Annotated in this window: 26 protein-coding genes, 1 tRNA gene and 1 pseudogene; 5 read left to right on the top strand and 23 right to left on the bottom strand. The window is 70.4% G+C overall.

Annotated elements, in window-relative coordinates; translation table 11 throughout:
• Positions 1-112: 112 nt before the first annotated feature.
• Positions 113-985 (top strand): zinc metalloprotease HtpX, encoded by an 873-nt coding sequence (gene htpX, locus QTQ03_RS15280; RefSeq protein WP_289278620.1) that lies wholly within the window; start codon positions 113-115, stop codon positions 983-985.
• A 298-nt stretch (positions 986-1,283) separates the two neighbouring features.
• On the opposite strand, the gene QTQ03_RS15275 is transcribed toward htpX, so the two are convergent.
• Both QTQ03_RS15275 and QTQ03_RS15270 read right to left on the bottom strand, forming a co-directional pair.
• A complete protein-coding gene (locus QTQ03_RS15275; protein ID WP_289280841.1) occupies positions 1,284-2,018 on the bottom strand; it encodes a YoaK family protein in 735 nt (244 codons plus the stop codon).
• A gap of 385 nt (positions 2,019-2,403) precedes the next feature.
• A complete protein-coding gene (locus QTQ03_RS15270) occupies positions 2,404-2,898 on the bottom strand; it encodes a YajQ family cyclic di-GMP-binding protein (RefSeq protein WP_289278619.1) in 495 nt (164 codons plus the stop codon).
• 149 nt (positions 2,899-3,047) lie between these two features.
• On the opposite strand from QTQ03_RS15270, the gene QTQ03_RS15265 reads away from it, so the two are divergent.
• Positions 3,048-3,131, top strand: a tRNA-Tyr gene (locus QTQ03_RS15265).
• A gap of 63 nt (positions 3,132-3,194) precedes the next feature.
• On the opposite strand, the pseudogene QTQ03_RS15260 reads toward QTQ03_RS15265, so the two are convergent.
• From QTQ03_RS15260 to QTQ03_RS15235, 6 genes and pseudogenes are all read right to left on the bottom strand, one after another.
• A pseudogene (locus QTQ03_RS15260) lies at positions 3,195-4,639 on the bottom strand (tyrosine-type recombinase/integrase).
• Positions 4,636-4,836 (bottom strand): helix-turn-helix transcriptional regulator, encoded by a 201-nt coding sequence (locus tag QTQ03_RS15255; protein WP_289278617.1) that lies wholly within the window; start codon positions 4,834-4,836, stop codon positions 4,636-4,638. The pseudogene QTQ03_RS15260 and the gene QTQ03_RS15255 overlap by 4 nt, the downstream one beginning before the upstream one ends.
• Positions 4,833-5,030 carry a hypothetical protein gene (locus tag QTQ03_RS15250; RefSeq protein ID WP_289281034.1) on the bottom strand — a complete coding sequence of 66 codons (198 nt, stop codon included), beginning with the start codon at positions 5,028-5,030 and terminating at the stop codon, positions 4,833-4,835. Before QTQ03_RS15250 ends, QTQ03_RS15255 begins: the two co-directional genes overlap by 4 nt.
• A gap of 327 nt (positions 5,031-5,357) precedes the next feature.
• A complete protein-coding gene (locus tag QTQ03_RS15245; protein ID WP_289278616.1) occupies positions 5,358-6,953 on the bottom strand; it encodes a YfjI family protein in 1,596 nt (531 codons plus the stop codon).
• A 4-nt stretch (positions 6,954-6,957) separates the two neighbouring features.
• Positions 6,958-7,290: a DNA cytosine methyltransferase gene (locus QTQ03_RS15240; RefSeq protein WP_289280840.1), complete on the bottom strand. Its 333-nt coding sequence runs from the start codon at positions 7,288-7,290 to the stop codon at positions 6,958-6,960.
• Positions 7,271-7,654 carry a DNA cytosine methyltransferase gene (locus QTQ03_RS15235; RefSeq protein ID WP_289280839.1) on the bottom strand — a complete coding sequence of 128 codons (384 nt, stop codon included), beginning with the start codon at positions 7,652-7,654 and terminating at the stop codon, positions 7,271-7,273. Before QTQ03_RS15235 ends, QTQ03_RS15240 begins: the two co-directional genes overlap by 20 nt.
• Before the next feature lie 149 nt (positions 7,655-7,803).
• Between QTQ03_RS15235 and QTQ03_RS15230 the strand changes: the two genes are divergently transcribed.
• Complete coding sequence (locus QTQ03_RS15230; RefSeq protein ID WP_289278615.1) at positions 7,804-8,949, top strand: MrcB family domain-containing protein; 1,146 nt, start codon at positions 7,804-7,806, stop codon at positions 8,947-8,949.
• Between the two features lie 8 nt (positions 8,950-8,957).
• On the opposite strand, the gene QTQ03_RS15225 is transcribed toward QTQ03_RS15230, so the two are convergent.
• From QTQ03_RS15225 to QTQ03_RS15155, 15 genes are all read right to left on the bottom strand, one after another.
• A complete protein-coding gene (locus QTQ03_RS15225; RefSeq protein WP_502889761.1) occupies positions 8,958-9,851 on the bottom strand; it encodes a bifunctional DNA primase/polymerase in 894 nt (297 codons plus the stop codon).
• 15 nt (positions 9,852-9,866) lie between these two features.
• Entirely contained in the window at positions 9,867-10,133 is a 267-nt protein-coding gene (locus tag QTQ03_RS15220) for a hypothetical protein (RefSeq protein ID WP_289278614.1), read from the bottom strand.
• A 97-nt stretch (positions 10,134-10,230) separates the two neighbouring features.
• Complete coding sequence (locus tag QTQ03_RS15215) at positions 10,231-10,494, bottom strand: hypothetical protein (RefSeq protein WP_289278613.1); 264 nt, start codon at positions 10,492-10,494, stop codon at positions 10,231-10,233.
• Entirely contained in the window at positions 10,491-10,793 is a 303-nt protein-coding gene (locus QTQ03_RS15210; protein ID WP_289280838.1) for a hypothetical protein, read from the bottom strand. The genes QTQ03_RS15215 and QTQ03_RS15210 overlap by 4 nt, the downstream gene beginning before the upstream one ends.
• A gap of 642 nt (positions 10,794-11,435) precedes the next feature.
• A complete protein-coding gene (locus QTQ03_RS15205; protein ID WP_289278612.1) occupies positions 11,436-13,703 on the bottom strand; it encodes a P-loop NTPase family protein in 2,268 nt (755 codons plus the stop codon).
• Between the two features lie 106 nt (positions 13,704-13,809).
• On the bottom strand, positions 13,810-14,028 hold the full coding sequence (locus QTQ03_RS15200; protein ID WP_289278611.1) for a hypothetical protein: 219 nt from the start codon (positions 14,026-14,028) through the stop codon (positions 13,810-13,812).
• A 104-nt stretch (positions 14,029-14,132) separates the two neighbouring features.
• On the bottom strand, positions 14,133-14,321 hold the full coding sequence (locus QTQ03_RS15195) for a hypothetical protein (protein ID WP_289278610.1): 189 nt from the start codon (positions 14,319-14,321) through the stop codon (positions 14,133-14,135).
• Positions 14,318-14,458 carry a hypothetical protein gene (locus QTQ03_RS15190; RefSeq protein WP_289278609.1) on the bottom strand — a complete coding sequence of 47 codons (141 nt, stop codon included), beginning with the start codon at positions 14,456-14,458 and terminating at the stop codon, positions 14,318-14,320. Before QTQ03_RS15190 ends, QTQ03_RS15195 begins: the two co-directional genes overlap by 4 nt.
• A gap of 95 nt (positions 14,459-14,553) precedes the next feature.
• Positions 14,554-14,748: a hypothetical protein gene (locus QTQ03_RS15185; protein WP_289278608.1), complete on the bottom strand. Its 195-nt coding sequence runs from the start codon at positions 14,746-14,748 to the stop codon at positions 14,554-14,556.
• On the bottom strand, positions 14,748-14,903 hold the full coding sequence (locus tag QTQ03_RS15180; protein ID WP_289278607.1) for a hypothetical protein: 156 nt from the start codon (positions 14,901-14,903) through the stop codon (positions 14,748-14,750). Before QTQ03_RS15180 ends, QTQ03_RS15185 begins: the two co-directional genes overlap by 1 nt.
• A 3-nt stretch (positions 14,904-14,906) precedes the next feature.
• Entirely contained in the window at positions 14,907-15,713 is an 807-nt protein-coding gene (locus QTQ03_RS15175; protein WP_289278606.1) for a DUF2637 domain-containing protein, read from the bottom strand.
• Between the two features lie 16 nt (positions 15,714-15,729).
• A complete protein-coding gene (locus QTQ03_RS15170; protein ID WP_289278605.1) occupies positions 15,730-16,398 on the bottom strand; it encodes an NUDIX domain-containing protein in 669 nt (222 codons plus the stop codon).
• Positions 16,395-16,598, bottom strand: coding sequence for a hypothetical protein (locus tag QTQ03_RS15165; RefSeq protein ID WP_289278604.1), 204 nt, complete (start codon positions 16,596-16,598; stop codon positions 16,395-16,397). The genes QTQ03_RS15170 and QTQ03_RS15165 overlap by 4 nt, the downstream gene beginning before the upstream one ends.
• Positions 16,595-16,969, bottom strand: a complete 375-nt coding sequence (locus tag QTQ03_RS15160; RefSeq protein ID WP_289278603.1) for an RRQRL motif-containing zinc-binding protein — start codon at positions 16,967-16,969, stop codon at positions 16,595-16,597. The genes QTQ03_RS15165 and QTQ03_RS15160 overlap by 4 nt, the downstream gene beginning before the upstream one ends.
• Positions 16,969-17,217 carry a DUF6284 family protein gene (locus QTQ03_RS15155; protein WP_289278602.1) on the bottom strand — a complete coding sequence of 83 codons (249 nt, stop codon included), beginning with the start codon at positions 17,215-17,217 and terminating at the stop codon, positions 16,969-16,971. Before QTQ03_RS15155 ends, QTQ03_RS15160 begins: the two co-directional genes overlap by 1 nt.
• A 411-nt stretch (positions 17,218-17,628) precedes the next feature.
• Here QTQ03_RS15155 and QTQ03_RS15150 point away from each other — a divergent pair, with 411 nt between their 5' ends.
• Positions 17,629-18,495 carry a GntR family transcriptional regulator gene (locus tag QTQ03_RS15150; protein WP_289278601.1) on the top strand — a complete coding sequence of 289 codons (867 nt, stop codon included), beginning with the start codon at positions 17,629-17,631 and terminating at the stop codon, positions 18,493-18,495.
• Positions 18,492-19,187 (top strand): HAD family hydrolase, encoded by a 696-nt coding sequence (locus QTQ03_RS15145; protein WP_289278600.1) that lies wholly within the window; start codon positions 18,492-18,494, stop codon positions 19,185-19,187. The genes QTQ03_RS15150 and QTQ03_RS15145 overlap by 4 nt, the downstream gene beginning before the upstream one ends.
• The last annotated feature ends 281 nt before the right edge of the window (positions 19,188-19,468 follow it).

Raw genomic sequence — 19,468 nt, 5'->3', positions numbered from 1 at the left:
CGCTGGCCGCACTCCCAGGCATTTCACAGCCATAGGACGGATGGTTGACGGGTACCGGTGTTGTTGAACCGGTCAGCGGATCCCGTGCGATTCGTGCACCGAAGGAGTGATCGTGCACCACAACCGTCTGAAGACCGCCGCGCTGCTCGGCCTGCTCACCTCGTTGATCCTGGCGGTGGGCTACTGGTTCGGTGGCAGTGGCGGACTGGTCGTCGCCGTCGCCATCTCGCTGGTGATGAACGGCGTCAGCTACTTCTACTCCGACAAGCTCGCGCTGCGCGCGATGCGGGCGCAACCGGTCAGCGAGGCACAGTTCCCCGAGCTGTACCGGATGGTGCGGGAACTGGCCACCGAGGCGCGGCAGCCGATGCCCCGCCTGTACGTCAGCCCGACGTCGCAGCCCAACGCCTTCGCGACCGGCCGGAACCCGCAGAACGCGGCCGTCTGCGTCACCCAGGGGATCGTCGAAATCCTGGACTACCGTGAGCTACGCGGGGTGATCGGGCACGAGCTGTCCCACGTCTACAACCGAGACATCCTCATCTCCAGCGTGGCGGCCGGCCTGGCCGGTATCATCACCATGCTGGCGAACCTGGCGTTCTTCATCCCGCTCGGTGGTGGAGACGACGAGGACGGCCCAAACCCGGCGGTGCTGTTGCTGACGATCATCCTGGGCCCGATCGCGGCCTCGCTCATCCAGCTCGCGATCAGCCGCAGCCGGGAGTTCCAGGCGGACGCCTCCGGCGCCCAGCTCACCCGCGACCCGCTGGCCCTCGCCAGTGCCCTGCGGAAGATCCACGTGGGCACGCAGGCACGCCCGTTGCCGCCTCAGGGCCAGCTCACCAGCACCGCCCACCTGATGATCGACAACCCGTTCAAGGACGGCGGGCTAGCCGCGCTCTTCTCCACCCACCCTCGGATGGAGGAGCGGGTCGCCCGGCTGGAGCGGATGGCCGCCAGCGCTGGCCCGGTCCAGTACCGCTGACCCATCGACACCTGCGCACCCCGAGTCCACCGGGCGCGGGGTGCGCACCGACACCAACCGTTCCCGCCTGATCCGCGCCGCGGCGGGTACCTTCATCCCGTGTTCGTCTTCTTCTCGAACCGGCTCGGGTGCCTGGCCTCGGTCCTGATCAGCGCGATCCTCACGGTGATCCTGCTGCTCGCCTTCGCCCGCTGAGCAAGCAGACCAGGCCGCAGCCTGGAACACCGGTCAACCGGGGCGGTACGTCAGGGTGAGGACTGACCGACTAAACCATCGCCGTCCGGTAGCCGTCCGGGGCTCATCCCTGCTGCCGTTCGGAGGTGGACCGAGCTGTCCGGCGCCCGATGCTCACGGCGACCGAGACGACGACCAGCACGAGGGCCGCCGCCACGGCCGGTGCCAAGAGCGGCGCGACCCGGAGCGTTGCCGAGCCGAGCACCGCGCCGGCGAACAGCCCCAGCAGCCGGACGATGCCACCCGTCCCGGTGAAGAGCCGGTGTGGATCGAGCACCACGCCCTGTACCACGGTGGTCAGTGAGCCCGTCAGGTACGTGGTGTTCGCCCCCGGGATCCCGGAGCCGATGGTCACGATGCCCTGCATCCCGGTCGCCGCGGCCGCGCCGAAAAGCAGCGTCAGCGCGGTGGCGCGCGCGGGGCGGCCGTCGCTGGCCCACCAACCCGCCGCGACGGCGACCAGCACCACCGCCTCGAGCGCCATCACCACCTCGGTACGCAGACGCCAGCCCGGCACGGCGCGGCGCAGCGGCAGTGTGCCGCCGGCCACGCCGACGGCGTAGCCGCTGACCGCTGTTGCCCCAGTCACCAGCGGACGTGCGTCCAGGGCGACAAGCGCGTGGCCGGATCGGACCAGGTTACCGGTGACCACACTGGCGAAGAACCCGCCGAGCTGAGTCACGCAGAACACGTCGAGGCAACCGGTCGCCGCGGCGAGCACGACCAGCAGACGCGTCACGGCCTGCCGGGGTAAGGCCGGACCGCTGGCCGCCCCGTCGATCGACCCGTTGCTCCCGATCCCCGCCTCCCCCCTCGGCCCACACTCCGGCTGCGTCTTCCCGCGTACCCGGTGTTCATGTCAGCGGGCGGTGGCGGCCGGCGACCCGAGATCACCAGTCCCGGGTGGCGCGCCGGGACTCACCGAGCCCGCCCGGACCCGCCGACGTGGTTGCACCCGCCGACACCGGCCAGCGACGCGCCCACCCGTCATCCAGACCTGTCACGCGAGGGGCCGGAGCGGGCCGGGGCGTGCCGGCTGTGAGTGGCTCGACGAGGACCAGGTCCGGTCCTGGTCAACCCAGGCCGTCGGAGGCCGATCGTGGGTAACCACAAACCCCGATGACGGTGTTCGCCCAGGTGAAACGGCGTGGCCGGCCCGATCATCAGGCCGGCCGTAGCCCTTGTTACCGGTAGTTGGTGAACTGGAGAGCCACGCCGAAGTCCTCGCCCTTCAGCATGCTGATGACAGTCTGGAGGTCGTCCTTCTTCTTGCCGGTGACGCGGAGCTGGTCGCCTTGGATCTGGGCTTGGACGCCCTTCGGGCCTTCGTCACGGATCTTCTTGCTGATCGCCTTGGCCTTGTCCGAGTCGATGCCCTGGACGACCTTGCAGTCGATCTTGAAGGTTTTGCCAGACGAGCGCGGATCGCCGGCGTCCAGCGACTTCAGCGAGATGTTCCGCTTGACCAGCTTTTCCCGAAAGACATCCAGTGCGGCCCGAACCCGCTCCTCGGTCTCCGCCTGGAGGCTGATCGCCTCCTCGCCCGACCAGGAGATCTCGGCGCCCGTGCCCCGAAAGTCGAACCGCGTCGCGAGCTCCTTCTCCGCCTGCCGGAGGGCGTTGTCGACCTCCTGGCGGTCGACCTTGCTCACGATGTCGAACGACGGGTTGGCTGCCATGCTGATGCTCCTGTTTGTCCGGGCGGTCTGTCCTGGTATGTGCGCCGCTGACCAGCGGTGCGACCCCCTGACGGTACCCGGTTGCACCTACGCCGGGAGTAACCGCTATCCTTGCTTCCGCTGCCGCGTCGTGACGCGGTGAGCACCCTGGCGGGTTGCCCGAGCGGCCAATGGGAGCGGACTGTAAATCCGTCGCGAAAGCTACAGAGGTTCGAATCCTCTACCCGCCACCAGGTGCACAAAGAGGCCCCTGACCAGCGCGAACGCCGGTCAGGGGCCTCTTTCGTGAGTCTCACTCAGTCCTGCTCTGGTCCGCTCGATCTCGCCGGTCGCGTCGTATTCGCGTCGGCGTTTTCGCACCTCCTAGCGCGGCCTCGATCCGGCGGCGGGCGGCTTCCTCCTGGCCGTAGACGCACTTCGCGTAGACCCGCATGAGGACGTTCACGCTGTGCCCGGCCCACTCGGCGACCTGGGTAGCCGGTACTCCGGCGTTGAGCCAGAGCGACACGGCCGCGTGGCGCAGGTCGTAGGGACGGCGGGCCAGCGGCGAGCGCTGCTGAGCCGCCGTGAGCACCTTTGCCCGTGCGTCCCGCCATGCCTTCCCGTAGGTGTTGTTCGGGATGGGCTGGCCGGCGGTGGGCACGTATCGCCCACCGGGGCCGCGCCGGGTCACGAACAGCTTGCCGTTCGATCCGGGCGGGTACTCCTTGACGTGGTGGTCGAGCAGCCGCACGAGCGGCGGCGGCACCGGAACGTCCCGCGTGGCCGCCTTGGCGCGGTGCTTCAACTCTCGATCTTCGGCGGTGTCGTCTCCGTCGCCCCAATCGCGGCCGACGGCCACCGTCGAGCCGGTGAGGTGCAGTACGCCCCACCCCCCACGCCGAGCGGGCCGCTCGTACTCGTCTTCCCGCAGGTGAAGCACCTCTTCGGGGCGCAGAGCGGCGTAGTACATGCATCCGAAGAACGCTTCCAGTTCGGGCACGGAGCGCCCCACCTCGGCGAGCAGCGCTCGCGCCTGATCGGGATTGACCACCGCCCCCCGGTCGACCTCATCGGCCGTCTTCGGCGCGGTCCAGCTCACCAGAGACATCGGGTGCGCGTCGAGTAGCCGCAGCTCAACGGCGTACTTCAACGCCCCGGAGAAGACGGCCCGCTTGCGGGCGATCGTGCTGGCCGACGCGGCGGCACCGTCCATTCGCAGGGCAAGCGTGTCGAGCGCCTTCCGCACCAACCCGGCGTCGGCGAGCGCGGCCAGGTCGACGGTGTTGGCCGTGAGCCAGCGCACGGTGGCGGCGAGGTCGGCGGGTGGTTCCCCAGCGTCTCGGCGTGCCTTGTTGAAGACCCACCCGTAGAGCGCGGCCCGTAGCGCCTTGTCGCTGGGCACGCCCCGGTCGGTCGCGAGCAGTGCCGGGGTGACGGTGGCCAGCGTCTCGGCGATGCCCTTGCGGTGCTTGGCCGACGCGCGGGGCCACTTCATGTCGACGTAGGCCGCGGCGTGCTCGTACCACGATCGGGTGTTGAGCGCTCGCGCCATCGGCTCGGGCAGGCCGCTGACCTCATCGAACGCAACGCCTTCCCGCTGCGCAACGATCAGCTTGGCACGGAAGCTTTCGGCGAGCGCCCGCGTCGCGTAGGTCTTCCGGAACGGCTTCTTCGCGACGAACCAGCGAACGGAGTAGCTGGGCTTTTTCTGGCTGCGGTTCGGGAGGATGCTCCACACCCGTACGTCGTAGCTGCTCATGCTGCCTCTTCGTGGTCGTCGATCCAGTTGTCCAGGTCGCGGCGGCGGACGTACAGGCTGCCGTTGGGGTACTTGATGGTTTTGGGGGCGCGGCCGGTGGCCTTCCAGCGGAAGAAGGTCGACCGGGGTACGCGGAGTTCGTCCAGGACCTCGGCGAGGGTGAGCAGGTTGCCGGTGGGGGTGCGGCGGATGGTCATTGGCGGGTGTCCTCCCTCGGGGTGGCGTGGAGGTAGATGCGCTGGAACAGCGGGGATCGGCGGTCGGGGTAGGGCCGGGAGACGGAGCGGATGTGCAGCACATGGGCGAGGGCGGCCAGCGCTGCGGCTGTTTCAGCGGGTGTGCCGTGCAGCCTGATTCGCACGGTGAGGGCCTTCCGGTCGGCGAGGGTCACTTGTGGAGGGATGGGGAGACATCGCCGCAGAACGGCGTAGAGCGGCCCGCTGAGAGTCACGGAGACGCAAGATCCGGGCAGGGTTGGTGTAAAGGCATAGGGTCGATGCGTCTGTGTGGCTCTCAGCGGGCCTTTTCCGAGGATCGACGGGCGGCCGACGGGCCGGAGTGTGGCGGCGAGGGTGCCGGAAGCGTTGACACGTTGACAATCGGCCGACGTGCGGGCGTTTCCGCAGATGAGAGCCGGTGTGGGGGTGTCAACGGTGGGCGTTGACAGGCGTTGACACCCGTTGACAGCGGGCGGGGTGTCAACGCCTGTCAACGGGTGTCAACGCGGCCCGTTGACACCCTCGCTGGCGTCGTGACCTGCGGAAACGTCGCCATCCGGGGGCGGTGTCAACGCGTCAACGCTTTCGGGGTCCTCCGCGGCGGCGCGGGGGTGCAGTTCGTACCGGCCGTCGGGTCCGTTGCGGACCCACCCGAGGGCAGCCAGCTCGGCCAGCACGGCCGACACCTCATCGGACTTTGGTAGGCGGCGGATGACGCGGCGGTGCAGTTCCCGGCGGGTGAAGGTGGTCATGGCCTTGGTGGTGAGCACGCCGAGCACGTAGCGGGTGTTCTCGATCGCGGTGTCGGTGCCGATGGTGGTGAGTGCGGCCCGGTAGTGGGCGGCGAAGAACTCGGCGAGGCGTACGGCGTCGGTCATGCGGTCGGCGCCGATGGGTTGTTGCCAGGCGTCGGCGGGGTGGTGGGCGACGTGCAGCAGCCCGGCCAGGCGCAGCGTCGCGCCGGAGAGTTTGTTGCCCCATTCGCGCATGTCGTAGAGGCTGCCGCCGGGGCGTAGCTCGGCTTCGACCTGTTCGGCGGCGGCCCGCCGGACCTGGCCGGCTTCCTCGGTGAGGACGACGACGGCGGGATCTTCCCAGTCGGCGAGGGTCTTGGCCAGGTCGTGCACACGACGTCGGTAGCCGGCGGTGACCGGCTCGGCGACCGGTGGCGTGTCCACGGCCCGGTAGCCGGCGAGGGAGCGCGGGAGCGCGAACAGGAACCGGGCCGGTAGGCCGCGTCCGGCGAGGTCGGCGTTACCGCCGAACTTGCGCAGCACGGTCGGTTGGGCCATCACGCAGACGGTCAGCGCGGGCTTGTCGACCGAGGCACCCTCGCGGGTCTGCCGTTCGTTGCTCATCGGCTGCCCCGCGTGGCCTTTCAGGTAGGGATCCAGGTTGGGAGCACCGGAGTAGCGGCCGGCGAGGGTGTCGAAGATGCCGCCCTCATCCGAGATGATCGCCATGCGTCCGCCGTTGGCGGCCATCAGCCCTATCAGGGCCTCGGGGGTGGCGTCGTCCACGATCAGCCGGGGCAGGCCGGGAACGGTGATGGCCTCGGCGGCGATGGCGGCGGCCACGGCCTCGGCGGCGGCCTCGTCGCGCTTGTCGCTGACCTTGGCTGCTTGGGCCTTGGTCTGTTCGGCTTGCCGGTCGGCGATGTCGCGCAGCGCGGCGGCCTCGGCAATCTTCGGCCGCATCGCCTCGGACAGCGTCGATTGCGCGGCGAACAGCGGCGCGGTCATGGCCCGGTGAACGGGTGACTTGCGCTCGCCGGGGCCGGCGATGACGGCGGCGAACACGTTGACCGGCTCGCGCCACCCGGCCACCGGCTCCACCTCCAACCGGCCGCCCGCGCACGCGGACAGCACCGCCACGGCGAGGGTGCCGGCCATGGCCGGATCGGTCTGGGTGAACCGGGCGACGCCGGTCACCATGTCGCCGAGCCAGCGGGGGAACACGTCGACCGGGAACGGCGGCGGTGCGGTGCTCGGCCCGGTCACGGGCACTGGAACATCCCACAGTGAGCCAGCCGCGGGCTGCCCATCGGCGGGTGTCGGCGGGTCGGTGACTAGGTGCAGCCGTGGTGCGGGTGTCATGTCGTCACCTGCTTTCGTAGTGATCGAGGATGATGTGGCCGATGTGTTCGGCGACGGCGGGGACGACGGCGTTGCCGAGGGCGGTAACTCGGTCCACCCGGTCGGGAAGCCCATGAGCCACTCGACCCACGTCGGGTTCAGTGGGCCACCGACGCGTTCGGACAGGGGTCGGCCCGGCTGGTTCCAGCCGGCACCGCGTGGGCCGTCCCGCGCTGTTGGTGTGGGCCAGGACGAACACTCGGGGCCGTGGGTGTGGCGCGCCCATCTCGCAAGCTCGGACAACGCCGGCGTGCGGCGTGTATCCGAGTCGTTGAAGGTCAGCCACGACGGTCGGCAGTCCGCGGGTTCGGTGGCCGAGGACGTTCTCGCCGATGACCCAGGTAGGTTTGTAGGTCGGCGATGACCGCGGCCATCTCGGGCCAGAGCCATCGGGAGTCGTTACTGCCGAGTCGGGGTCCGGCAACCGAGTCGGGTTGGCAGGGGTAGCCGCCGGCAACGACGTCAACGTGCGGTCGCGGCTCCGAGCGCCACCAGGCGGTGGCAGTGCGTACGTCGTCATGGGAAGGCACCTCCGGCCAGTGCTTGTGTAGGACGGCGCGGCAGAACGGGTTGATCTCGACGTGTCCGACGATGCGCATCCCGGCACGCTGCAACCCGAGCGACAGGCCACCGATCCCCGCGAAGAGGTCGAGTACGTTCATCTGCACGCCGCTCCGCTGGAGATGCGGAGAGACGCCCGAGGCGCGTCGCCGCCCATCCGCCTACGTGGGATGGGGTATCGCGCGTACTGCGGTTCAGGTGCTAGAACCGTTGCGGCGGAACGGCCGTGATCACGGGGTAGGGGACTGCTGTGGACCTGGGTACGAACCTGCAACGCGTTCTCGACCTGGCCGGCGAGTACTCGAAGGACCAGACGCCGGCCATGACGTCGCGCGATAACCTGCTGCGCGATTGCGTAGCCGATCTCGCTGCCGCCGTCGGAGAGATCAACCCGATTGAGCAGCTCCGTTTCGATGTGCGCGTCAAGGCAGGCGGCCGACAGTCGAACTACAGCCCGGTGCCCTGGGTCCGGCTCTATTCGCCAGTTCACTCGCCAGCCGCAACGAGCGGCTACTACCTCGTGTACCTGTTCGCCGCCGACGGATCGCGGGTGTACCTGTCCCTGAATCAGGGCACCAGCGAGTTCCGCTCCGGCGCCATGCGGCCGATCAACAACCGTTCCGTCCTCACCACCCGGGCGACCGAGGCACGGGCGGCAATCACTGATTTCGCGGCGACGCTGCCCGCGACATTGGGCCGCCTCTCGATCGATCTGGCGTGGGCCAGCATGTCGACCGTGGGCACCGAGAGCAGGCAACGTATCCGCAACTACGAGGCCGGCAACATCATTGCCTACGAGTACGTGTCCGGCGCAGTACCCGGCAATGAACACCTGTACGGCGATCTCGCCTCGATGCTGCCCCTGCTTGCCCAGCTGTATCAGGCCCCGGTCATTCGCCCCGCCGCGGCGGTGAACGAAGCGAACCGCCCCCGAGAGTCGGTCGCTAGGCGCGCGGCCAGGAACAGCGTCCGGCGATCGCAGGGCCGGCAACTCGACTCCGCAACCCGCCGCGCGATCGAGGTGTACGCGGAGGACTGTGCAATCCACGAGCTCGAACAGGACGGCTGGAAGGTAGAACGAGTCGGCCACCTCAACCGCGGATACGACCTGGAGTGCACGCGTCCAGACGGCGCGGCGCTGCACGTCGAGGTGAAGGGGACGCAGACCCGCGGCGAGGAGGTGACGTTGACCCCGAACGAGGTTCGTCACAACCAGGATCAGAAGGAATGCGCAGCCGCCCACGGCCTGTACGTGGTGTCGGAAATCCAGGTACAGCCGGGCGATCCGGTGGTGTGCACTGCCGGTCGGCCGCAGTTCACGACGCCCTGGCTGATCGACGCCGCAGACCTGGTGCCGCGGGAGTACAGCTACCGCGTGCCACGTGCGGAACCGTAGAGCGGCGTTCACGCGGCTACCGTCCGGGGCCGGCGGGCACCTGCCCGGAACCCTGACGCGATGGTGGCCAGCACCGCCCGGTGCCGCAGCCCGACGGAATCCCCCGCGTGTTCCAGCGCGGTAGACGCCTCATCGGCGGACAGCGAACCGCCCGCGACAAGCTGACCGAGCGCCACCGACGCCACATACAGGGCGTCGTTGTGGTGGTCCGGGGCGGTGGTGACCCTCGCGCACTCCCGCTCGACAGCGGCCCGCACGAACGCCCGTCCCCGCCCACCCGGCAGCGCCACTACCACCGGCCGTTGCGGCGGCAGCGGCGCCGGGGTCAGCAGCCCGGCCAGCCAGGCGGGTAGCGGCGCGGGGTCGGTGTCCAGGTCGATCGTGTAGGGCCGTCCGGCGACGGTGGAGCCGGCGGCGACGACGTATCCGCCGTGGGCGCGGGTGTCGACCATCGGGCCGATGCTGCCGGCGGTGTTGCGTAACGCCGGGCCGGCCTCGGGGTGCTGGTAGTAGAGGTGGGTGCCGCCCCGCCCGGTGGTCACGGTGTAGGTCGGTTCGATGCCGGCCCCGTGCTGCCGGGCGAGGCCGGTGAGGGTGTCCAGTCCGGTCGGGCCGGTGGTGTCGTCCTTCGGCCGGTCGAGGTCGATCACCACGAGGCGGGACGGCCCGCACGCGAGGCCGATGCCGTAGGGGCGGGCGGTCCACGCCCGCCGGATGCGGTCGGGATCGCAGGTGGCGCGGGCCTCCCAGCCGACGTGTCCGGTGCGGCAGCGCGGGTCGCGTTCGGTGCAGTCGTCGGTGGTGTGGTCGGGGAACGCTGGTCGCTTGTCGTCGGGGCGCAGCGGGAAGACATGCCAGCCTCGGGTGGCGTGGGCGAGAGCCATCGTGAGCAGGTCGGACACGGGTTCGTCTCCTGTTCAGGCGGGTCGGCGGTGGGCGCGGACGGCGGCGAGGTCGATCAGCGCGCCCCCGGCGGTGGTGGTGTCGGTGACCGTCCGGGGCTGCTCGGCGGCGGCGACCGACAGTCGCAGGTAGAGGCGGTAGCGGCCGGCGTCGGTGCCGGTCAGGGCGTGGCGGGTGCCGCGTTGGACGAGGTGCCCGGCGGCGGTCAGTGCGTCGGTGGCGGCGTCCAGCTCGGCTCGGGTGCCGGTGAGCCACACCTCAAGGCCGTTCACCCCGGGCATCAGGCGGCCCTCCCCGGTCGGGGCCGGGCGGCGATGGCGGCGCGGGTGACGGCCTGGCGTAGGTCGCCGGGCAGCCCGACCAACTGGCGGCGGGCGGTCATGTGTCCTTGGTCGCTCGCGCGGCGGCGACCGTGCCGAGGTCGAGGTACCAGCGGGTGACCAGGGAGCGCAGGTCGTGGGGTTCGGCTTGGCTGATGAGGTCGCGGGCCATGGTCAGCAGCGAGTCGCGTAGCCGCTGGTCGCCGGTGGTTTCGGCGCGGCGGCGGGCGGCGTCGATGTCCAACAACCGTTTGGCCAGGAGGTCGACCCGCTGCCGCTGGCTATCCGGGCGGCGCAGGGTACGACGGGGCAGGTTGCTCACGGGGTTCTCCTCGGTCGGGGCCGGGCGGTGATGGCGGCGCGGGTGACGGTGTGTCGTAGGTCGCCGAGCAGGCCGACCAACTGGCGGCGGGCGGCCACCTCGGTCGGGGCGAGGGCGACGCGGACGCGGATCTCGGCGTGTTCGCGGCCGGTGGTGGTGCGCACGCGCAGGATGACGGCGCGGGCGCGGCCGGGCAGGTCGACCACGATTTCGTCGGAGCGGTGCTCGCCGAGGCCACAGCGGTGGCCTCCGGCGCACCAGTCGGTGTGCTGCTCGGGGTTGCGGTGGTGGTGGGTCATGGGGTCACCGCCGGTCGGTGTCGTCGGCGGACTGGCGTAGGGCGTCGGCGTAGGTGTTCGGGGTGAACGGGCGGGCCGGGCGGGCGGCGCGGTGGGGGCGGTGTGGGTGGCGCGGCGGTAGGCGTTCATGACTGCGCGTCCCCACCGCATGCGGACGCCTCGGCCTCGGCAGGGGCGGCACGGGCGGGTGCGGCGGGTGCGGTGGTGCCCGCTGCCCTTGCATCGCAGGCACGGGGAGTAGGGGCTGCGGGAGCACTGCTCCCGATAGATCAGTGCGCCCAGGGCGACCATCGCGAGGCCCCACCACGGGCGCCCGAGCCACCCCGCGAGGCTACCGAGGGTGATCAACGTCAGTCCGGGTGTGGTGCGGGCGGTGAGCCAGAACAGGGCGGCGAGGAGGATGAGCATTGCCCATAGCGGGTTGCGGGTGGGGGTTTTCACCAGGGCCTCCGGGGCTGTTTTTGGGTGTGCGGCACCTACCGGCCGCGAGGGTGCGAGTCGGCTGGTGGGGTTGCGGTTGGGGGGGCGAGGGTGGGGCCTAGCGGACCCGCGAGGCCTCGCGGGTGATGCCGCGAGGCCTAGCGGCCCGTTCTTGATCGTTGGGGTGCCGGCCGGGCTGGTTTCGGCCCGGCCGCCAGGGTGCTACTGGCCCTTCTTGTTGTCACGCTCGGTGATCGCGGTTTCAAGGTGGCTGAGGCGGATGCCCCTACGCGTCTTCTCGACCCCCGCGTCAACGGGGGCGTCGGCTGGGCGGAGCTGTCCGACGTCGACGGTGGGCGACTTCCAGCCCGGCGCTTCGGCCTTCAGGGCGGCCGTCAGCGCGGCTTGGGACTTCCACCGGCCGGGGTGGCGGGTGTTGACGCGGGTGTAGATCACGTCGCCGTGTAGGGCGATCTCGTCGCCGAGGAACACCGCCCGCACGTCGTCGAGCGCGCTGAACGCCGGTGCGGTCTCGGGCTGCTCCACGATGCCCGCCGCCGCGCCGAGCAGCGTGCCGGCCTTGGTGCGCCCGGCGAGCGCGGATGCCACGATCCGCTTGACGTCCGGGAGCACGAACGTGGTGCGCACCCGGACCGGTTCGCCGCCCTCGGAGCCGATGTACCAGCACGAGCCGCGGTCGTCGGCGGCGCTGCCGGCCGCGCCCCGGCGGAAGGCGGTGGCGTCGACGCCGCGCTTGTAGGCGCCGGTGCCCAGGATCATGTCGTTGCCTGGCTGGCCGTTCTGGTGGAACGCGACCCGCACGATCGGCAGGGAGCTGATCCCGGACGGGATGGAGTCGGTGTCGGTGCGCTGGGAGGCGATCTCGACGTGGATGCCGCACGCCCGGTCGATCTTCATCAGGTCGGTCAGCAGGACGGCGATGTCCTTGCCGTGGATCGGGTCGCCGAGGCCCTCGTGTACCTCATCGATGATCACGAGGATCCACGGCATGTTGTGCTTCTTCGACCGGGCGAGGCGGTCCGTGAGGGCGGCGGCGCTGTTGTCGAGCAGGTCCGAGCCGACCTTCTTGAGGTCGGTGAGGACCTGACGGCGGCGGATGATCTCTCGCTTCAGGCCGGTCAAGAAGCCGAGCAGCATGCGGGCGGTTTCGGTGGGGTCGGCGTCCGCGCCGTAGGCGAAGCACACCGGTTCCAGCTCGGCGTAGTCGCCCATGCCCTTGAAGTCGAACACCGCCAACTGCGCGCCGTCGACGTCGGCGGCGGCCAGACAGCCCAGCCCGATCAGGTAGGCGGTTTTCCCGGAGCCGGGGGTGCCGGTGGTGATGCCGTTCGCGCCGGGCAGCGGCCACCGCACCGGCCGGTTACGCGGGTCGTAGCCGATCGTGCACGGAGCACCGACGTTGACCGGCTTACCGAGGTAGGCGAACCGCTTGGGCTTGCTCTGCCCGGGGTCGATGTCCAACACCAGGATCTCCACGTGCCCCGGCACCCCGGTCGGGGCCTGCGACAGGTGCACCATCGCGGGCGGACGCTTCAACCCACCGGCGATCACAACCGACTTCGCCATCACCATCTGCGTGGTCACACCCGGAATCGGATGGGTTTCGGCGATCTTCCCGCCCGCACTGTCGTCACGGAAGATCACATCCACCGGGGAGTGCCCGGCCTTCACCACATCCCGAAACTGGGTGATCCCGGTCGCCAGCAGCGCCCCGGTCACAGTGTCGTTCGTGACCGGCGGATACGGCGACGGCTCCCGGAACTGCGGGAAGAACGGAGCCGTGCGGGCACGGCCGTACCAGACCAGCCAGCACCCCAACCCCACCCACACCGTCAGCGCGGCCCGGCCGGCGTTGCTGCGGATCAGGTCGCCCCGGCCGAGCCACAGCAGCACCACTACCAGCGCGACCAGTCCGGCCAGCGGCAGGAGTGTGCGGGAGCGGACCACCTTCCGGCGGTCCTTGACCTCCCGGTGCCGCTCGGCGCGGGCCTTGAGCCAGGCGTCCACGTCGGCTTTGCCGTCCACGGCCCCGGCGGTCTGATCGGCCACCGCGAGGCCCTGCCGGTCATCGACGAACGAGAAGAAGTCGGTGACGGAGCGGACGATGCCCCGGAACCACCAGCCGGACGCGCGCACACTCCACGCGCCGAGCACCACGAACGTGTTCCACAGGTAGCGCCACTTGTAGGTCCACAGCCGGCGGGCCTTGTGCCGCCACCCCACCGCCCACGCCCACTGCTTCAGCTCCGGCGGTACGTCGGTGACCTGCGCGGCCACGATGTCACCTTCCAGCACCTCCCCCGCGTCCCCGGGCCGGACAGCGGGCGCGGGCGGCGGGTTGCCCTGCACTGCGGGCGAAACGGCAGTCGAGTTGTCGCGCCGCTGCCGCGCGGCGTCGAGGTCGACCACCTCGCCGAGGTCCTGTTCTGCGGCTTGCCAGTCGAAACGGTCCTCATGGGGGGACGTCATGATGGGGGCTCCTCCAACGGTCATGGGATCGGGTGGGGGCCGGCGGCACGGCACGGTTTGCGAGGCCAGGGCCGTGCCGCCGGGCGGGCGACGGGTCAGCGGGGGGTTAGTAGCCGTGTCTACGGAGGGCGTCGTACGCGGCGGCCTGGTCAGCCGGCGCGGCAGAACGGAACGCCCGCTCGAACTTGGTCTTGGCGTCGCGGAACACGCGGCTGTCGATGTCGCGATCAGCGGCGTCGGTCTCGGCCATCCCGAGCTTGAGCAGGGTGCGCACCGCGTCCCGGTTGATCGGGGCGGGGGTGGGCTTCTTGCTGAACAGACCCATGACAGGTGTTCCCTTCCGGCGGCCAGACGCTCTGGCGGCCACCACCGCCACCGGCCGGTGAGCCGGTGGCGGCGGAAGCGGTCAGCGGTACTGGTGGGGAAAGGTCAGCGGCGGGCGCGAGGGGCGGCGCGGCCGTTGAGCTGCCGGCGGGCACGCTGCGCCTCCGGGCTGTCGTGCAGGGCCTGGCGCCGCCGCTCGGCCTCCTGCCGGTCCGCCTTGGTGCCGGTGGCGGTGGCGGCGGCCTCAGCGTCACGCCACTGCTGGTAGTAGTCGGTAAACCGCCTCGCGCTCACCGCTTGCCCTGCCTGGCGTCGCGGGCGCGGTTGCGCTCGTCGGCCTGGCGCTGCGCCTCGGCCATCTGCGCCAACCGGGCCGCCCGATTGCGGGCCACGATCCGGTCGTGGTGCTCGCGCAACTGTCGATCAGACATACTGGTGGTCCTCCCAAGACCTCATGCGGGTTGCGGGAATGGACCGGCGGCACAGCACTGGTTTCCAGGCCGTAAGGCTGTGCCGCCGGGCGAAATCAGTCGGTCAGGGTGATGCCGTCCGCGCGGCGCTGCCGCTCGTCGGCGGCCCATCCGTGGATCTGGCCCTGCACGTCGGGCGGCAGGTTGCGGAACGCCTTGCGGGTGTTGTCGTCGCGGTGGATCTCACTCACGGCCCACTCAGCGACGATCCCGGCAAGGTCCTGTTCGGTGGCTTTCCTGCTCTTGCCCATCAGGACTGCCCTGCCTTCCGCTGCTGCGCCTGCGACGCGAGCCGCTGCCGGATGGCCTCGGGGGTGAACATCTGCGGGTTGGCCTTCTGCGCCCGGCGCGACAGGTTGGCCATCTGCGCGGTGCTGATCGTGTTCGGCACGGTCGGCTGCTTCATCGGTCAGCGTCCCTTCGCGGCGGCGATCCGGCCGCCCAGCTCGACCAGGCAGATCGACGCGACGACGACCAGGCCGTCCACGGACAGCGGGAGCAGGTACTGCGAGCCGTTCGTCTCCCCGTAGCGGGCGGCTACGGCGGCCATGTGCCAGTAGGAAACCCAGGCGGCGATACCGGCGATCAGCGCGGTCGCCGCCCACCGGCCGACGGCGAGGCGGCGGGAGTGCACCGGCACGCGGGAGATGAGTTCGATGGTCAGCAGCAGCGCCAGCGGCGACCACGCCGAGATGATCTGGCTGATGAGTTCGTCTCGGGCGTGCAGCACGTTCCCGGCGATGCTGGCCGCGACACCGAGGGCGAGCACCAGGCGCACACCCCAGCGGATCCGTACCAGCGACGTCCGGTCGGCTGAGGTCGGTTCGGCGGCGGCTGGCGTGCCTGGGTGTCCGTCCACCCGGACCTGCGGCGGCGTCTCCACGCGTGGCCGGTGGCGGAACCACCCGCGTTGCGGCGGGACAGGCTGGCCGTGTGCGGTGTCATCGGGCGTCGGTGCCGGATCCGGACCGATCGGCTCGGCGTAGTCGAACGTGTCTGCGACCGGCGGTGCCGGGTCCAGCGCGGCCGGTATCGCGGTGCCCGCGATCAGCCGCTCCCGCAGCTCGGTCGCCTTCGGCACCCCGATCCGGAATTCCTTCATCAGCCGGTTACGGCTCGGCGTTTCGCCGAGGTCGGTAGCGAGCTTGCGCGCGGCCGGAAGCAATTCGCTCACCGGCTGCGGGTACTTCGCGCCGTTGATGGTCGGGGCAGTCATGACGGGTGACCTCCGGTCAGTGGTTGAGGATGTCGGCGATCAGTTCGCGGTGGGCGGAGAACACCTGGCCGCTGTACAGCCCGTCGAGGTGGGTAAGTAGGCAGTCGTAGGTGTCGGCGGGGAGCCAGGCGGCGCGGCGGGCGTCGTCCTGGCCAGTCACGTCGGGTAGGTGGAGCCAGCCGGAACCAAGGTCGATCCACACGGGGGTGGTGACCATCCACGCTTCATCGCTCGCGCGGGGGTCGGGCACGTACCGGGGCGGCAATGTCCACACCCATGGGTCAGTGGGGTTGGCGACCAGTCCGGTCTCCTCGGTTAGCTCCCGAAACGCGGCGGCGGTGGGGATCTCGCCGGGGTCGACGTGCCCGCCGGGCAGCGCCCACCCGAACCCGTCGCCACGCTCGATCAGCAGCAGGCAGCGCACCCCGTCGATGTCTCGGGCGGTAACGATCGCGTCGGCGGCCTGCGCCTCGCCCCAGTGTCCGAGGCGGTTACGGCCGTACCGGATGCCAGTCGGCGGGGCCGGCGCGACCGGGCGGCCGTCGACGACCGCGAAGGGGATCGCTGCTCGGCGCTGCCTCTCGGTCCAGTCGATGACGGTGGGATCCATGGTCGAGTCGGCCCACGACGCCCCGGCGGCGATGCCTTCCAGGACGGACGGGTGGGTGTAGGTGCGGGGGGTCATGACAACTCCTCAGGGGTGTCGGCGTAGATCAGGGAGAACAGGGCGTCTTGCAGCGCCAGAAAATCGGCGCCGCACCCGTCGTAGGACTCGGCCATGGACGGGTAGCCGTGCTCGGCGAGCACCCGGGCCACGTCCAGCACCAGGCCGAACGCGAAACGCGGGTCATCGGCGGGGCGGGGGATCGGATAGCGGCGACTCATGCGGCCACCTCCAGCGGATAGGCGCACGCGAGGCATTCGCCCAGCGAGCGCGGGATGTAGTAAGGCCGGACCGTGCCGCAGGTCGGACAGGTGCGGCGGGCGGTCAACGCGGCCCGCACCGCCCGAAGCTGGCCGGGGGTGGCGGTGCGCTTCGGCCGGGCCAGATCAACCCGGTACAGATAGGCGGCGCGAGTGCCGCCCACGCCACGCCACAGGATCTGAGCGGCGATCGGCTGACCACCGGGCCGCAAGCCCGCGGCGGCCAGTTGACGGCGGGTGGCGTAGCCCGGCGGGGCACCCCGCCACCAGTAGGTGGGAATGCCGAACCTTGCCCCGTCCGGATCGTGGATGGCGGCGCGGATGCGCGACATCAGGCCGCGCGGCGCGGGTCGGTGGTGCGGGCGGCCAAGTCGGCGGCGGCGCGGGTAACCCGGGCCTCCGCCCGGCGCAGACGCCGCCAGTCCAGCGGCGACGGGCCGCCGTGATCCTCGGCGTAGAGCATCGTGATCTCCGCGTCGAGCACGTCTAGCTCGGCGGCGATCAGCGGCCACTCACGGTCGATGGCCGCCAGGTCGGCGGCGGTCGGCTCGGCGGCCACGGGGGCGAGGTACTTCCTCACGGGAAACCTCCGGGGGAGTCGATGAAGTCGGGGGAACGCCTCGGGGTGCGACCAGACCGGCCGCACCCCGGGGCGAACAGGAATCAATAGGCAGAAGTCCATGCCGCGCGCCAGATCCGGCCCGCTCGCCCCGCTCGCCCGGGAAGACACCGGGGTCGGCCACCGTGTGGCTCAAGGCGGGGATGCCGCAGACGGATCTACGCGGCGCTTCTGCTGTGAAGTTCTCAATGAACGACCACACGACCGGCCCGTAAGCGCGCGGCGCAAAGCGCCACCTTCCCCGGCTTCCGCTCGGCTTGTCGTACCTGGCTAGTCAGGTCCGACGTGATGACCGTAGGGCGGCCTGGCTAGTCAGGTCAAGAGGGCGCGGCGAACTTTCCCAACTTGGCTAGTCAGCGCTACCGTGGGCGGGTGAGCGAGAACCTTGACTTCCTCGGTGAGCTAGATCCCGACGACCCGAAACAGGCCTCGCAGCAGATCGCGAACAAGCTGCGGGCGGCCATCCTCACGCGCCGGCTCGCCCCCGGCGACAAGCTGCCATCACAGCCGGAACTAGCCGCCCGCTACGGCGTAGCGCGGGAGACCGTCAAGCGAGCCTTGGACCTGCTCCGCGCAGAGCGGCTGATCGTGTCCCGGCAGGGCAGCGGCGCGTTCGTCCGAGCCCAGACACAGCGGGCCGTCGAGCTGCGTCCGCACATCGAAGCGGCGTTCGAGCGGCCCCATGTCAGCATCGATTTCGCCGGGTTCTCCGGCGAGACGCTGCGTGATGCGCTCGCCGAGGCGCTCGACAAGGTGCGCGTTGGCCGGCTCGCACCGGAGACGATCGCCGTGCGGGTCCTGATCTCGGACATGACCGTGCCGATGGCACTACCGTCGCGGGCCGAGACGCAGGCCGACGACCCGGCGGTGCGTGAGCGCGCAGAGCGGATCACACGCCGGGCAGCAGACGGCATCATCGATCAGGTCACCGAGTTGGGCGACCTCGGCCTCATCCGGTCGACCACCGTTGAGGTGCGGATGCATCGAGCGTCCCCGCTGTTCAAGCTCTACATCCTCAACGGCGAAGAGGTCTTCTACGGCTTCTACCCGGTCGTTGAGCGCACCGTCTCGATCAAGGGTGAGCCGATGGCGATCTACGACTTGATGGGCAAGGACGTGCCGCTGTTCCACTACGCGGTGACCGACGACGACACCTCGCACGGCACGCAGTTCGTGGAGGCGTCCCGCCAGTGGTTCGACTCGATGTGGTCGACCATCGCCTACCGGTACGACGAATGAACGCCGACCTCGGCAGGCTGCTCGGCGAGGTCGGCGCGGTCCTGCTCGACTTCGACGGGCCGGTGTGCAGCATCTTCGCTGGCTATCCCGCGCCGCAGGTCGCGGCTGAGCTGGTCAACGTGCTGCGACAGCATGGTGTCGACGTACCGCCTGACCTCGCCAGAGAGGCGGACCCGCTCGAAGTGCTGCACCGCACTGGCGCGGCCGGTGACCACCGCGTCACGCGAGCGGTAGAGGATGCGCTCTGCGCGGCCGAGCGGCGGGCCGTCGAGACTGCCGAGCCGACGCCGTACGGCCGGGAGGTCATCGTGGCGGCACGGCAAGCCGGGGTGCCGGTGGCGGCGGTCAGCAACAATTCAGCCGGTGCGGTGACCGCCTACCTCGCAGCGCACCGGCTCGCCGGGCACGTCTCTCCGGTGGTCGGCCGGGCGTACGCCCGGCCGGACCGCATGAAGCCCAACCCGGAACCGATCCTGCAAGCCGTGCGCGCCCTCGGCGTGCCGCCGGGCCGGTGTGTGCTGATCGGCGACTCGCTCTCGGACATTGAGGGAGCGCGGGCCGCCGGGGTCGCGGTGGTCGGCTACGCGAATCGGCCGGCGAAGGTCGACGCGTTCCGGCTCGCTGGGGCGGGCGTGGTGGTCACCAGCATGGGCGAGATAGCCGGGGTTCTGATCGACCGGGCGGGAGGCTGAAATCGGGACCGGCGTCGTATCTGCGTCGTCATGCTCGGACTGAACGGCGTTTGTGCTGGTCAGCGGGCTGTCCGTGGCGCTCTGTAAATCCGTCGCGAAAGCTTCAGAGGTTCGAATCCTCTACCCGCCACCAGGTGCACGAAGAGGCCCCCGACCAGCGAGAACGCCGGTCGGGGGCTCTTTCGTGAGTCTCGCTCAGTCCCGCTCTGGCCCGCTCGATCTCGCTGGCTGTGTCGCATGCGTGTCGTCAGGTGGACGGGTATCTACAGCTTCGCGGTCAG

This window comes from Micromonospora sp. WMMA1363 (assembly GCF_030345795.1).
Lineage (GTDB): Bacteria > Actinomycetota > Actinomycetes > Mycobacteriales > Micromonosporaceae > Micromonospora.
Note: the sequence above shows the minus strand (reverse complement) of the source record. Positions and strands in the feature narration are given on the sequence as shown.

Bases quoted from the DNA above. Each gene is read 5' to 3' on its own strand.
- QTQ03_RS15170 (WP_289278605.1), bottom strand. From the start codon at position 16,398: ATGACCCCCCGCACCTACACCCACCCGTCCGTCCTGGAAGGCATCGCC.
- QTQ03_RS15220 (WP_289278614.1), bottom strand. From the start codon at position 10,133: ATGCCCGGGGTGAACGGCCTTGAGGTGTGGCTCACCGGCACCCGAGCC.
- QTQ03_RS15255 (WP_289278617.1), bottom strand. From the start codon at position 4,836: ATGACCATCCGCCGCACCCCCACCGGCAACCTGCTCACCCTCGCCGAG.
- QTQ03_RS15200 (WP_289278611.1), bottom strand. From the start codon at position 14,028: ATGGGTCTGTTCAGCAAGAAGCCCACCCCCGCCCCGATCAACCGGGAC.
- QTQ03_RS15185 (WP_289278608.1), bottom strand. From the start codon at position 14,748: ATGGGCAAGAGCAGGAAAGCCACCGAACAGGACCTTGCCGGGATCGTC.
- QTQ03_RS15145 (WP_289278600.1), top strand. From the start codon at position 18,492: ATGAACGCCGACCTCGGCAGGCTGCTCGGCGAGGTCGGCGCGGTCCTG.
- QTQ03_RS15165 (WP_289278604.1), bottom strand. From the start codon at position 16,598: ATGAGTCGCCGCTATCCGATCCCCCGCCCCGCCGATGACCCGCGTTTC.
- QTQ03_RS15160 (WP_289278603.1), bottom strand. From the start codon at position 16,969: ATGTCGCGCATCCGCGCCGCCATCCACGATCCGGACGGGGCAAGGTTC.
- QTQ03_RS15190 (WP_289278609.1), bottom strand. From the start codon at position 14,458: ATGTCTGATCGACAGTTGCGCGAGCACCACGACCGGATCGTGGCCCGC.
- QTQ03_RS15180 (WP_289278607.1), bottom strand. From the start codon at position 14,903: ATGAAGCAGCCGACCGTGCCGAACACGATCAGCACCGCGCAGATGGCC.
- QTQ03_RS15210 (WP_289280838.1), bottom strand. From the start codon at position 10,793: ATGACCCACCACCACCGCAACCCCGAGCAGCACACCGACTGGTGCGCC.
- QTQ03_RS15270 (WP_289278619.1), bottom strand. From the start codon at position 2,898: ATGGCAGCCAACCCGTCGTTCGACATCGTGAGCAAGGTCGACCGCCAG.
- QTQ03_RS15175 (WP_289278606.1), bottom strand. From the start codon at position 15,713: ATGACTGCCCCGACCATCAACGGCGCGAAGTACCCGCAGCCGGTGAGC.
- QTQ03_RS15235 (WP_289280839.1), bottom strand. From the start codon at position 7,654: ATGAACGTACTCGACCTCTTCGCGGGGATCGGTGGCCTGTCGCTCGGG.
- QTQ03_RS15245 (WP_289278616.1), bottom strand. From the start codon at position 6,953: ATGACACCCGCACCACGGCTGCACCTAGTCACCGACCCGCCGACACCC.
- QTQ03_RS15205 (WP_289278612.1), bottom strand. From the start codon at position 13,703: ATGACGTCCCCCCATGAGGACCGTTTCGACTGGCAAGCCGCAGAACAG.